Annotated in this window: 13 protein-coding genes and 1 rRNA gene; 3 read left to right on the top strand and 11 right to left on the bottom strand. The window is 38.8% G+C overall.

Annotated elements, in window-relative coordinates; all coding sequences use genetic code 11:
- From KSHG_RS14550 to KSHG_RS14535, 4 genes are read right to left on the bottom strand one after another with little or no spacing between them, the layout of a single operon-like run.
- On the bottom strand, nt 1–1,479 hold the full coding sequence (locus KSHG_RS14550; protein WP_026022625.1) for a Na+/H+ antiporter subunit D: 1,479 nt from the start codon (nt 1,477–1,479) through the stop codon (nt 1–3).
- Nucleotides 1,472–1,810, bottom strand: coding sequence for a Na(+)/H(+) antiporter subunit C (locus KSHG_RS14545; protein WP_010308694.1), 339 nt, complete (start codon nt 1,808–1,810; stop codon nt 1,472–1,474). Before KSHG_RS14545 ends, KSHG_RS14550 begins: the two co-directional genes overlap by 8 nt.
- On the bottom strand, nt 1,811–2,239 hold the full coding sequence (locus KSHG_RS14540) for a Na(+)/H(+) antiporter subunit B (RefSeq protein ID WP_010308691.1): 429 nt from the start codon (nt 2,237–2,239) through the stop codon (nt 1,811–1,813).
- A complete protein-coding gene (locus KSHG_RS14535; protein WP_010308687.1) occupies nt 2,226–4,631 on the bottom strand; it encodes a Na+/H+ antiporter subunit A in 2,406 nt (801 codons plus the stop codon). Before KSHG_RS14535 ends, KSHG_RS14540 begins: the two co-directional genes overlap by 14 nt.
- A 190-nt stretch (nt 4,632–4,821) precedes the next feature.
- On the opposite strand from KSHG_RS14535, the gene KSHG_RS14530 reads away from it, so the two are divergent.
- Nucleotides 4,822–5,502, top strand: a complete 681-nt coding sequence (locus KSHG_RS14530) for an adenine nucleotide alpha hydrolase family protein (RefSeq protein ID WP_010308682.1) — start codon at nt 4,822–4,824, stop codon at nt 5,500–5,502.
- A gap of 49 nt (nt 5,503–5,551) precedes the next feature.
- Here the strand turns inward: KSHG_RS14530 and KSHG_RS14525 are convergent, their stop codons facing one another.
- Nucleotides 5,552–6,499: a carbohydrate kinase family protein gene (locus KSHG_RS14525; protein ID WP_010308678.1), complete on the bottom strand. Its 948-nt coding sequence runs from the start codon at nt 6,497–6,499 to the stop codon at nt 5,552–5,554.
- A 197-nt stretch (nt 6,500–6,696) separates the two neighbouring features.
- Between KSHG_RS14525 and KSHG_RS17145 the strand changes: the two genes are divergently transcribed.
- The gene (locus tag KSHG_RS17145) at nt 6,697–7,191 is read left to right on the top strand and encodes a GNAT family N-acetyltransferase (RefSeq protein WP_010308674.1); all 495 of its coding nucleotides are present in this window, start codon (nt 6,697–6,699) and stop codon (nt 7,189–7,191) included.
- Between the two features lie 127 nt (nt 7,192–7,318).
- On the opposite strand, the gene KSHG_RS14515 is transcribed toward KSHG_RS17145, so the two are convergent.
- The gene (locus KSHG_RS14515; protein ID WP_010308670.1) at nt 7,319–8,011 is read right to left on the bottom strand and encodes a Crp/Fnr family transcriptional regulator; all 693 of its coding nucleotides are present in this window, start codon (nt 8,009–8,011) and stop codon (nt 7,319–7,321) included.
- A 92-nt stretch (nt 8,012–8,103) separates the two neighbouring features.
- Between KSHG_RS14515 and KSHG_RS14510 the strand changes: the two genes are divergently transcribed.
- Nucleotides 8,104–8,997 carry an EamA family transporter gene (locus KSHG_RS14510; RefSeq protein ID WP_010308666.1) on the top strand — a complete coding sequence of 298 codons (894 nt, stop codon included), beginning with the start codon at nt 8,104–8,106 and terminating at the stop codon, nt 8,995–8,997.
- 39 nt (nt 8,998–9,036) lie between these two features.
- On the opposite strand, the gene KSHG_RS14505 is transcribed toward KSHG_RS14510, so the two are convergent.
- The 5 genes from KSHG_RS14505 to rrf form a co-directional block, all read right to left on the bottom strand.
- Nucleotides 9,037–9,819: an ABC transporter ATP-binding protein gene (locus KSHG_RS14505; protein WP_010308662.1), complete on the bottom strand. Its 783-nt coding sequence runs from the start codon at nt 9,817–9,819 to the stop codon at nt 9,037–9,039.
- Nucleotides 9,816–10,793, bottom strand: a complete 978-nt coding sequence (locus tag KSHG_RS14500; protein ID WP_010308658.1) for a FecCD family ABC transporter permease — start codon at nt 10,791–10,793, stop codon at nt 9,816–9,818. Before KSHG_RS14500 ends, KSHG_RS14505 begins: the two co-directional genes overlap by 4 nt.
- A 9-nt stretch (nt 10,794–10,802) precedes the next feature.
- Nucleotides 10,803–11,693, bottom strand: coding sequence for a heme ABC transporter substrate-binding protein IsdE (isdE, locus tag KSHG_RS14495; RefSeq protein ID WP_010308655.1), 891 nt, complete (start codon nt 11,691–11,693; stop codon nt 10,803–10,805).
- Nucleotides 11,690–12,136 carry an NEAT domain-containing protein gene (locus KSHG_RS17140; protein ID WP_235728390.1) on the bottom strand — a complete coding sequence of 149 codons (447 nt, stop codon included), beginning with the start codon at nt 12,134–12,136 and terminating at the stop codon, nt 11,690–11,692. Before KSHG_RS17140 ends, isdE begins: the two co-directional genes overlap by 4 nt.
- A gap of 306 nt (nt 12,137–12,442) precedes the next feature.
- Nucleotides 12,443–12,559: ribosomal RNA gene (gene rrf, locus KSHG_RS14485) — 5S ribosomal RNA — on the bottom strand.
- Between the last annotated feature and the right edge of the window lie 162 nt (nt 12,560–12,721).

Below are 12,721 nucleotides of genomic sequence, written 5' to 3'. Positions count from 1 at the left end.
TTATTTGTTTAAAATCGCGTCAATATATACTTGTGGATTAACTAAAACATATGATGCATTTTGTACGTACGGAACGATATTTTCCGCAAATACACCGAGTGCTAAAGATAAACAGCCTAACAGCGCAATCGGTGCTACGAGCCACGGAGATAGTTTGATTTTATCTTCCTCCGCGATGTTTGATTCACCGAAAATAGCTTGTAACATAACGCGCAGCAATGACAATAAAATAACGATACTTGAAGCGAAGCTAATAGCAACAAGCACGTAAGACCCAGAAGCGATTAACCCTTGTCCTAATAACATTTTTCCGATAAATCCACTTAAAGGTGGAATACCTGTCAACATGAGCATGACGATAAAGAACAGCCATCCGAAAACGGGATAATGACGAATCAATCCACTCATATCGGCATAACTCGTTTTTTTCGTTACGTAAATCATGACACCGACGATTAAAAAGAGCATCGCCTTTCCAATCATGTCATGCATTAAATAAAAGACCGCTCCTTCATACGCGCTTTCATTGTTCGCAACGACTGCCATCATAACGACACCGACACCAATAACGACTTGATACGCCGCAATTTGGCGCAAATCTTTATACGCGAGCGCTCCGAAACAACCAGCAATGACTGTCAATACAGCAAAGACCATCACGACTTGATGAACGATTGTACCACTTGTCGTGAACAGAAGCGTGAACGTTCGAACGATAGCATAAATCCCTACCTTCGTTAATAAAGCCGCAAACAAGGCCGCAATCGACGTCACAGGCACACTATAAGAACCTGGTAACCAGAAGAATAGTAATAAGCCCGCCTTTAAAGAAAAGACGATGAAAAATAATAAAGCAATCGTCGTAATGAGCGGCGTCGGTCCAAGTTCCATAACACGTTGTGCGATATGTGCCATATTTAACGTTCCGATTGTGCCATATAAAAAGGCAATCGCTACGAGGAACAACCACGAAGCGACGATATTCGTAATGACATATTTCAATGACTCACGTAGTTGAATACTTCTCCCCCCAAGTGCAATAAGTGCATAAGAAGCGAGTAGCATCACTTCAAAACAGACGAATAAATTAAATAAGTCACCTGTTAAGAAAGATCCGTTTACGCCTGCAAGCATTAATAAAATGAGCGGATAAACGAACATTTCTTCAAACTTGCGCGTGAACGAACGAAAAGCAAAAAGCGTACAACATAGCGTAATGATACATGCCATCAATACGAGCAATGTCGAGAAGCCATCTGCGACGAATAAAATACCGTAAGGCGGCTCCCATCCACCAAAATCAAGACGCTGAATATCGGATGTTTGTACACCTTGCACGAGCATCGCACTCACAACAATTAAACCGAGTAACGTCAGCGTCATCATCACGCGTTGTAAAATAACTTTCCTGCGGATTAATAGGAGAATCATCGCCACGATGATCGGTATCACGAGCGGCATAGCGATTAAATTATTCATAATCATCCCCTCGCATTTCTTCTAAGTTGTCTGTCCCATTCGTCTTATACGTTCGGAATGCTAAAACGAGAACGAAAGCGGTTACCGCAAAACCGATCACAATAGCGGTTAAAATTAATGCTTGTGGTAACGCATCTGTATACGTAGAACCATCTGTTCCTAAAATAGGAGCTTCCCCTTTTTTCACTTCACCGATTGTCAAAATTAACATATGCACAGCATGTGACAATAACGCTGTTCCTAAAATAATACGAATAACATTTTTAGAAAGGATAAAATACGTTGCGACCGTAACGAGGACGCCGATGAGTATAATCATAATCGTTTCCATTTAATCCTCATCCCCTTCTGCAATGCTCGTAATAATCGTCATGACGACCCCAACAACTGTTAGGGCAACGCCTAATTCAAAAATCATAACCGTCCCTAATTCCTTATCGCCAACGAGCGGTAAATTAAAATGATGTGCCGTTTGCGTTAAAAAATCGACACCGAAAAGAACCGAGCCGAAGCCCGTCCCAACAGCGAGTAACACACCAATCGCCGCGACGACTTTAAAATCGACAGGAATTCCTTTTTGTACCGTTTCTAAATCGTATGTCAAATAAAGTAAAACGAATGCTGACGCAATAACTAAACCACCGATGAAACCACCACCGGGTGAATAATGCCCTGCAAAAAATAAATAAATTGCTAACGTTAAAATAATGAATACAACAATTCGAACGACCGTCTTTAACAACAAATCATTTATTCTCATGACGGTCTCCTCCTTTTTTCATTCTTAGACGAATCATTTGGTAAACACCGATACTCGCAATACAAAGAACGACTACTTCTAACATCGTATCGAATGCACGGAAATCACCTAAAATCGTATTAACGATATTTTTCCCACCAGCTAATTCATACGCATTTTCAAAATAAGATGAAATCGTTTTAAATTCATTAAAGTGTAGAACTGATAATGAAATAGCAACGACTGTCATACCGACAGCTACTGAAATAATACCATTCATTATTTTCGTACGAGACGGTAGGCGGTCTTTTTTCCATGCTGGTAAATACGTAAAGCAAAGTAAAAATAATACCGTCGTCACAGACTCTACGATTAACTGCGTCAACGCTAAATCTGGCGCTCTAAAAATAACGAAGAAAATCGATAAACCGTACCCGATAATACCATTTAGCACCGTCGCTGTGACGCGCGAAGAAACGAACAGCATCGCAATTGCCGCTGCCCCCATCACCCCGACGAGTATTACTTCATAAATGTGAATCGGCGCGTTGTTATCCATACTAAAGTTGAAAGCGTCATTCAAAGCAAAATATCCGCCGACGACACCAAGTAATACGATATAAACGAAAAGCATATATTGACGTAATGAACCCGTCATATACAGTCGCGTAATGAATGATGAAACGTTTTCAGCTTCATACAATGCTCGGTTGAACAAGCCATTCAGCGTAAGATGTTTCGGGAGTCGATTATAAATTCCTTTCCACTTCGGTAATAATTTAAATAAAATAATACCGGCGACAACGACACCAATCGTCATCCAAAGCTCCGTATTGAAACCGTGCCACGCAGAAATATGCGGTGTCATCATTTCTTGTGAAGCTCCTTGTGGATAAATGCTCAGCATCGCTGGAGATAAAATATATTTCGCTAACGTATTCGGGAATAAGAAAATTCCGAATACGAAAGAAACGAGTATAATCGGTGAAATTAACATGCCGATTGGTGCTTCATGAATTTTGACGTCTGGTAATTTTTTAGGTGATTCGAAAAATGTTTTAACGACGAGAATACAACTATAAATAAATGTGAAAATACTAGCGACCCATGCCATGATTGGCACGAGCGCCACGATACTAGGAAGGGAGGTCATATCTATACTCGCTGTAGCGAGAGCTGAGCTGAAAAATAGCTCTTTACTTAAAAAGCCATTGAACGGTGGCAAGCCTGCCATCGACATACTCCCAATAACCGTAATCGTAAACGTAATTGGCATGAGAGACATTAATCCGCCTAAACGTCGAATATCACGCGTTCCGGCTTCGTGGTCAATAATGCCGACAGCCATAAATAATGCACCTTTAAATGTGGAATGATTCACTAAATGGAACAAGGCAACGAACGTTGCTTGTGTATAAATAATCGTTGAAGTATCGATTTGTACATGATATGCAAAAGACCCCATGCCGAGTAAGCTCATAATTAAGCCGAGCTGACTAATCGTTGAAAAAGCGAGTAATGCTTTTAAGTCCGTCTGTTTCACCGCATTGAATGATCCCCAAACGAGCGTAATCAATCCGACAAACGTTACGAGCCAAAACCACGTCCACCCGTAAGCAAAAATAGGTGTGAAACGTGCCACAATATAAATCCCTGCCTTCACCATCGTAGCAGAATGCAAGTAAGCACTAACTGGCGTTGGCGCTTCCATCGCATCTGGCAACCAAATGTGGAATGGGAATTGTGCAGATTTCGTAAATGCCCCAATGAGCACACAAATTAATGCCCCGATAAATAATGGGTGATCATAAAGTATAGCTGCTTGCTCAATCGTTTTACGAATGCTAAACGTTCCAGTCATTTCATGTAGTAATAAAAAACCGATGAGCATCGTTATGCCACCTGTAACCGTAATAAGCATCGATTTTCTTGCTCCTGTTCGAGAAGCATGTCGGTGATGCCAAAAAGCGATTAGAAGGAATGATGAAACACTCGTTAATTCCCAAAAAGCGTATAAAACCATCATGTTATCCGAGAATACAACGCCGAGCATTGCGCCCATGAAAAGTAATAAATAACAATAAAAATGATGTAGTGCTTCTTTCGATGATAAATAATGAATCGCGTATAAAATAACGAGCGCTCCAACGCCTGAAATTAACAAGCTGAAAATCATGCTGAGACCATCTAAATACACTGTAATGGACATTCCTAAAGAAGGAACCCAATCATATGTATAAATTGCCGTTTGCCCTCCAGCAATTTTCGGAATGTACGATGCTAAAATGCCCAATACGGCTAATGGTGCAATAAGCACGAACCAGCCGATTTTGAATTTAGGAAAAAATGTATACATGAGTGGCACGAGTAGTGCCATTAGAAACGGAATACAAATCGCTAAAAAAATTGTCACAAAAGAACTGCCCCCTTTTTGTTGATTCACTTGACGCAATTATTAAAACCAATCATAATGAACAATTAACAGCTATTTTAATTGGTCTTTATGCTATTTTACGCTATGTTTATACTAAAAAGTATACACGACATGTGGAGTGATTTCATTCCACAGCACTAGAGACACTAAAGAAAAGGTGGGAAAAATCGTGAAATATTTACGTGGACGTATGGATGAGAGTATTTTAGTTTGTGTTTACTACGGTCCTAACGGGGAGCGCCTCATTCGTCGTGGGCATAAAATCGCTAAAATGCTCGATTGCCCACTCTATGTTTTGACGATTGATCGATTGCCAAAAGAGCAATTTGATCAAACAAAATTAGATACGATTACGCATTGGCAAACGCTCGCAGATGAACTTGAAATTGAACAATTCATCGTACGTGATAACGAAACACGACCTGTGCAAAAAATCATCGCAGAAGTTTGTAACGAGTTTAATATTACACAAGCTATTATCGGTCAAACTGCGCAAAGTAGATGGGAAGAAATTACACAAGGTTCTTTCATTAACCTATTGTTGAAAGCCGTTCCTTTCGTAGACCTTCACGTCGTCTCTGTCGAAAGACACGTCGTTCAAACAGATGAAACATTGTTCGAAAAAGGCGAGCGTGCTTACTTGATTGATGACCAAGGTGATTATAAAGTTTCTTTCGTTTGTCAGAAAAATTTCGTTTGTGAAGGAATTTTCTTTAAAGAAACCGGTACAGATTTTGATAACGGCGTTTTCAAATTTATGTATCGTGATTCCCTTCATGAAATTACGATTGATAATGGCTTCATTGATCCGGTAGAAGCAAAAAAACTTCCTGAATTTGAAGCCCTTTAATAAAAAAACCGCGTCTTTTGCAAAAGCAAAAGACGCGGTTTTTTAATCTTTATTTAAGTAATTCTTGAATTTCATGTAAATGTGGCATCGCTGTAATAGCGCCTGCCTTCGTTGCAGCAAACGCACCTAAGCGGTTTGCAAAATACACGTAATCACGTGCTTCTTCAATTGTTTTTGGCATACCATTCAAATGGATTTGACGTAAAATACCTGACATGAATGCATCGCCTGCACCTGTCGTATCTACACAGACAATTTCAATTGAAGGTACGTGTACCGTTTGGCCATTCATTACTAAGTACGTGCCATCTGCACCGACCGTAATCATAACAAGTCCAATATTGTATTGAGCTAATTTCGCAATACCGTCTTCAATTGTTTTCGTTTCCGTTAAGAAGAACATTTCTTCATCAGCTAATTTTAAAACATCTGCTTGAGATAAAAATTCGCCAATTGTGTCATGACACTGTTGAGGACTTTCCCAACGAAGTGGACGAATATTCGCATCCATCGCGATAATTGCTTCGTGTTTTTGTGCCATCGCTAATGCAGCTTTTGTCGTTGCAAGCGCTGTTGGGTGGAACATTGTGTTCGAACAAAAATTAAATACAGATGCTTTTTCAAAAGCTTCTTCATTTAAATGTTCGATTTCCACTTGTAAGTCTGGTGTTTCGTCCATATAATCCGTAAACATACGTTCATTGCCTTCCAATAGGTGAACATGTACCCCAGTTACGCGTTTTTCTGGTACGATTTTTGCATAATCTAATGATACGCCTTCTTTTTCAATTTCTCGGCGGACGAATTTTGAAACTTCGTCATCCCCTGTAATCGTAATTAATGAAGCAGGTGCTCCAATACGAGCAATCCCCGCTGCTACATTAACAGTTGTTCCCCCTAAAAACTTCGTAAACGTTGTATTTGTTCGATCGTTTGAAATGAAATCGACAAATGCGTCTCCATATACTAAAACGAATTCTTTTTTGGACTGTGTCATTACTAAACTCCTTCAATTATTAAATCTTCCTTCTATCCTATCACGAAGTCTGACGACACAAAAGTAATTAGAAAAAAATAATTCACTTTTATTAAAAAAAGAGCATATTTCCGTTCATATTTGTCACATCAAATAGCGATTTTATTATTTTTCTGTTGAATTTGTTATACTGTTAAGTAGTCAGGAGAGGATATTTTATGGATGTTATTATTCGTCAGGCGAAACCAGAAGATGCAGTAGCCGCTGCACCACTTATTATCGATGCGATTGGAGAGATTGCTGACCACTTAACAGGTGAGACTGTCTCTGAAAAAATTATCGAAGGGCTTATCGAACTGTTCCAACGTACAGATAACCGTCACTCTTATTTAAATACACATGTTGCAGAACTTGATGGACAAGTTGCTGGCATCATGGTCACATATGGTGGAGACCAAGCACCCGAATTAGATCACAACTTAGAAAATTGGTTGCGCGAAAAAGGTGCTACTGTACCGACAATCGAAATCGAAGCACGTCCAGATGAATTTTACATCGATACGATTTGTGCATCACCAAATCATCGTGGACACGGTATCGGTACGAAATTATTACAATATGCTGATGTAGCTGCGAAGCAAAAAGGATACACAAAAGTTTCTTTAAGCGTAGAAAAACAAAAGTACGTGCCCGCCATCTTTACGAAAAAGTAGGATACGTTTACTCAGAACCTTGGATGATTATCGGAGAAGAATTCGATCACCTCGTAAAACCTCTTTCATAGTATTCAATAAAAAAAGAGCCAGCTCATAGAGTTGGCTCTTTTATCTTGTCTTCTTATTATTCATAACGCATCCCCTGTGCTAATTGTTCTAGCGCTCCTTCGTCCAATATGCGAATTTTCCGTTGTTGCTTCTCGATAATACCTTGCTCCATTAACTTTTTAATAACGCGATTCAAATGCCTTTGTGTCGTCCCTAATAAATCCGCAATTTCGCTACTATTTTCCGTATGCATTTCAACACCGAAACGATTTTCCGTCGATTTTACAGACAATAAATAACTAGCGAACCGCTGATCTACCGATGCTAATAAATTTACGCGTGACGCGGTCGTATTCGTTTGTAACTTATACGTCACTTGCTGCAATAAATCTTGTAAAAAGAGCGCATTTTTCATTTCATGTTGATACAAATGCTCAAATGGGACGGCTAAAAATATACAATCCGTCACCGCTGTAATTTGCGATTGGACGTCAATTCGGCGCACCCATTCAATATCCCCTACGATCGATAATGGCTGATTAAAGCGAAGTAGCAACGACTTCCCGTTTCCTACGCTAGCGGTCGCTTTAATTTTCCCTTCAACTAAATACAACAACGCATCCATCGGTTGTCCTTCTGCCAAAATAATTTCATCCGCTTCATATGAAAACAGTTGAACGGGCATCTTTCGTATCGTCGGGAAAATTTCTTCAAAATGATATAATCGGATAATCTTTTGTAAATATAGTGGATTATTGTAATTTTTCACCTAAATCCCCCTTTATGGACATATGTCCTTTTTCATTATACGAAGAATTGTTATGATGAGAAAAGCGAAATTTATTTGAGGAGTCTTTGATTATGAACAATAAATTATTGTATCCGCTCTTAATCATTATCGGTTCAAGCTGTTACGGCATCTTATCAACGATGATTAAAGTAGCGATGGAACATGGCTTCACTACGTCTGAAGCTGTCACAAGTCAATACGTTATCGGCTTTTTACTCGCCGTCATCTTATTCATTACGACACAACGTACTTTGCCTAAATTAAATGGTAAAGGATTTTTAATTATTTTATGCTCTGGTCTTTTCACAGGATTAACAGGGATCGTATACGGTCAATCTGTTCACTATTTACCCGCTTCATTAGCAGTCGTTATGCTTTTCCAATTCACTTGGATGGGCGTACTACTCGATTGCTTGATTCATCGTCGTTTACCGAAGCGTGCAGAAGTCATTTCAATTATTATTTTAGTCATTGGAACACTTCTAGCTGCAGGTGTCATTGACGCAGATTTATCAGGTCTTGATTGGCGTGGTTGGGCATACGGATTAGCTGCCGCATTTAGCTTCGCTTGCTTCATGCAATTTAATTCCAAACAAGTCGAAGGTGTTACACCTATTTCTCGTATGACAATCATGTCGTTTTTCTCACTCATTATGATTTTACTGTTCCAAGAACCTCGTGTCATTGTAGACGGTACGTTATTTACGACTGAGCTATTATACTTTGGTTTAGCATTAGGCTTCTTCGGTATTATTTTACCGATTGTTTTATTCTCTATTGCCGTACCGAAAGTCGGCGGAAGTATGGCATCTATTTTAAGCGCTACAGAACTTCCTGTCGCTATTCTCGCTTCCGTAATCGTTCTTCACGAAGCACTAACTTGGTTACAAGTTGCTGGTATTGTTTTTGTCGTCGTCGGCATGACATTACCAACGCTATTACAAAATCGTAAACAATCTCTGTAAACAAAAAACAGGAATCCAAAATGGATTCCTGTTTTTTATTTAGCTCATCGTGGCTGTTTTCATCGGAACGACAACAATACCCGCTTCATCATCTGCATAAATTTTCGCTTCTACGTTATACACTTCACGAACGCGTTCAGTCGTAATAACTTCTGTCGGCTCGCCTTCCGCGATGATTTTACCTTGCTGCATTAAAATGATGTGATCACTATATTGAATCGCTTGGTTCATATCGTGAAGAACCATCACGATCGTTAACCCATGCTCTTCGTTAAGACGCTTCACTAAATCAAGCAACTCTAATTGATAGTACATATCAAGATACGTTGTCGGCTCATCTAAGCAAAGGATCGGCGTTTTTTGTGCTAATGCCATTGCAATCCACACACGCTGTCTTTCACCGCCAGAAAGGTCTGTTAATGCCGTTTCACGCTTCTCTAATAAATTCGTACTTTCTAAAGCCCAATCGATCACTTGCGTATCTTCTTCAGATGGACGTTTAATGAATGATTGATACGGTACTCGACCGAAAGCGACGAGCTTCTCAACTGTCAAACCATCTGGAGACGTATTGTGCTGATAAACAATCGCAAGCTGCTTCGCAAAATCTTTCGCTTTAAACTCCGCAATGTTTAAACCGTTTAATAACACTTCACCTGACTTCGGCATATGATTGCGCGAAATTACGCTTAACAATGTAGATTTCCCACTACCATTCGGTCCGATAATCGTCGTAATCTTTCCTTTTAGTAATTCAGTCGACACATCGTCTAAATGTTTTCTTTTCCCGTCGTAAGACATTGAAATTTGGTCAATAATCATGCTTTACGGTCACCTCTTCTCAATAAGAAAATTAAGAAAGGTCCACCGATAATTGCCATCAATGTAGACGCAGGAATTTCTTGAGGTGGAATTAAAATTCTTCCGAGCGTATCTGCTACAAGAATTAACAATGCACCCGCTAAAATTGAAAACGGAATAACGTACTTATAATCGTTTCCAACGAGTCTTCTCGCAATATGTGGCACTAGTAAACCGACGAATGAAATAACCCCTGCTACATACGTTGCAATCGCAGATAGTAACACAGCTACGGCTGCAATAACGATACGAGCTGTCATTAAAGGGAATCCAAGGCTTTTAACGGTCTTGTCATCTAAAGCTAATAAGTTGCACCATTTTACGAGTAACAACGCTAAAACAAGCCCTATAGAGCCGTAGACTGTCATAATTTCTACTTCTGTCCAAGTTTTCATCGTCATCGTCGATGTGAAAGAACCATCAATCGTTACACTCATATAGCTACAAAGCATAATGAATGCTTCTTTTAGCCCTGTGAATACCGCGCTAATCGCAATACCGACTAAAATTAAACGCATCGGTTCAAGCCCTGCTTTCCATGAGAGAGAGAATACTAAGAAACAAGCAATCGCTCCGCCAATAAAAGCAAATAACGGTGTGAAGAAAAACAACGTCGGTACGAATGTAATAATAAACATCGACATAAATCCAGCACCTGCAGAAATACCAATAACCCCTGCATCTGCTAATGGATTACGCATAACCGCTTGCAATAAAGCACCTGCTACAGAAAGCGCAGCACCTGCAAAAATAGCAATAATAATCCGTGGAAAACGCAAATCTTTAATAATAACAAAATCTTCATTCGCTTCGCCGAACAAAGCGCGAATAAATTCAGTCAATCCCATACTGACACTTCCTGTCGTTGCCGACAAAAAGATTGTTATTAAAAGAAGCGCAATTACCACGACGAAACTCGTAATTCTCTTTTTCATCATAGTCCCCTATTTTTCTGCATAGAAAATGCGATAAAGTTCATCTAAAGCATCGTCTACTTGTAAATTGGCTGTCGTTTGGAATAACGGCTCTTCTAAATCATACACACGACCATTTTTTACAGCATCAAAATGTTTCCATACAGTATTCGTTTTGAATTCTTTATCAAACATTTCCATTACTTCTTCCGGCATCCCATGTGCCATTCGTAAAATAATATCTGGTTTACTTTGTTGTAAGTATTCTGTGTTAGAAGCTAAATATTCTTCCGACGGACCTTTGATCGCATTTTCACCACCTGCAGCTTCAATTAAGCTACCGATATACGAATTTTCCGTTGCGACTAAGTAGCTACCCGGTACACCTAGTACAGCTAGCACTTTAGGTTTGTCTTGATCTTTCGTTTTCTCTTTTAACTCGTTTAACTTCTTATCAAATTTAGTCGCTAATTTTTCTGCCTGTTCTTCTTTCCCAAACTCTTTCCCTAATTGAAGAATTGATTTTTGTAATTCTTCAACACCTTGAAGGTCAATGAACTCGCCTTCAATGTTGACGTTTTTTACAGCTGGTTTCAAATCATACTCCAATGTCGTAACCGAAACGAAGACATCCGGCTTTAATGATTTAACAATTTCCATGTCTGGACTCATCGCATTCCCAATTTCTTTCACGTCTTTATAACGTTCTGGCTTGCCGAGTGAAGACGTTGGAATCCCAACGACCGTTTTTGAATCAACTTCTAATTGATCTAAAATGTCTGCTACGACCATCGTTCCAGCTACTACTGTTTTCGTAGGAGTTGCTGAAGCTTCTGTCGTTTTTTCTTTTATTTGATCAGAACCACAAGCAGCAAGTAATAACGTAAAGGCTACTACTAAAAGTACATAAAGTTTTTTCAACTTATTTCACCTTTTTCACTTTGCCAAATTTCAGTTTCATTGTATACGAGTGATAATATTTTTTTAGATGGAATTTCTACACGAGTAGATACTTTTGTTGGGCTTTTTGAGCTTAATGTTTTTAATTTAAATTGCACAACACGTGTGTTTTTCTTTTTATTTTTGCTTACGATTTTATTACCGCCTGTAGAAACGGTAAATTTTTTAATCCAATTACTTCTCTTAATCGTAATTTTAGCCGTCATTTTACCATTTTTAACGACAACAGTTGCTGGTTTTACAAAATAATCATTTCCGTAAGATACCGAATTTCCTTGTGCATTCATAACCGTATAATTCACTTTATACGTACCATCTTTCAATTTCGCTTGGCTTTCTTTTCCTGGAATGAGTGTAAACACCAACATAAAGGCTACAAGTAACAAACCTAATTTTTTCATCATACTACCTCCAAATTTAATTAATTGATTATCATTCTCAATTAATTTTAATGATGAATAGTCTGTATCGTCAATGAATTCCATACAAAATGCAATAAAATCAATGAAAATGCATTAAATCAATGAAAATAACTTCCTTTTTGTTATTTCAATATAATAAATTGTGTCAATCATTTTTTATAAGAAATTTAACTTTTTTATGAAAAATATCGTTCATCTATTCAACTGATATATATATACACTGATTTAGGCAAGTATAAATTAAAAATAAACACAAAAAAACACCGACCAACAGTCGGTGTTTAGTGTGCCTAGCAACGTCCTACTCTCGCAGGGGGAGAACCCCCAACTACCATCGGCGCTAAAGAGCTTAACTTCTGTGTTCGGCATGGGAACAGGTGTGACCTCTTTGCCATCATTACTAGACTTCCGTACAAGGATGTACGTACTTACGCGTTACAACATGGACGTTGTGAACTTAGCGTAAGTTCATTGAAAGATTGTTCTTTCAAAACTGGATAAAACTTGATATAAAAGTATATTTGGTTAAGTCCTCGACCTATTAGTATTCGTCAACTCCACACATCA

Source organism: Kurthia senegalensis (genome assembly GCF_000285595.1).
GTDB classification, from domain to species: Bacteria; Bacillota; Bacilli; order Bacillales_A; family Planococcaceae; genus Kurthia; species Kurthia senegalensis.
Note: the sequence above shows the minus strand (reverse complement) of the source record. Positions and strands in the feature narration are given on the sequence as shown.

Excerpts from the sequence above, each read along its gene's own strand:
- KSHG_RS14545 (WP_010308694.1), bottom strand. The coding sequence starts at position 1,810 with ATGGAAACGATTATGATTATACTCATCGGCGTCCTCGTTACGGTCGCA.
- KSHG_RS17140 (WP_235728390.1), bottom strand. The coding sequence starts at position 12,136 with ATGATGAAAAAATTAGGTTTGTTACTTGTAGCCTTTATGTTGGTGTTT.
- KSHG_RS17145 (WP_010308674.1), top strand. The coding sequence starts at position 6,697 with ATGGATGTTATTATTCGTCAGGCGAAACCAGAAGATGCAGTAGCCGCT.
- KSHG_RS14525 (WP_010308678.1), bottom strand. The coding sequence starts at position 6,499 with ATGACACAGTCCAAAAAAGAATTCGTTTTAGTATATGGAGACGCATTT.
- KSHG_RS14550 (WP_026022625.1), bottom strand. The coding sequence starts at position 1,479 with ATGAATAATTTAATCGCTATGCCGCTCGTGATACCGATCATCGTGGCG.
- KSHG_RS14510 (WP_010308666.1), top strand. The coding sequence starts at position 8,104 with ATGAACAATAAATTATTGTATCCGCTCTTAATCATTATCGGTTCAAGC.
- KSHG_RS14500 (WP_010308658.1), bottom strand. The coding sequence starts at position 10,793 with ATGAAAAAGAGAATTACGAGTTTCGTCGTGGTAATTGCGCTTCTTTTA.
- KSHG_RS14505 (WP_010308662.1), bottom strand. The coding sequence starts at position 9,819 with ATGATTATTGACCAAATTTCAATGTCTTACGACGGGAAAAGAAAACAT.
- KSHG_RS14540 (WP_010308691.1), bottom strand. The coding sequence starts at position 2,239 with ATGAGAATAAATGATTTGTTGTTAAAGACGGTCGTTCGAATTGTTGTA.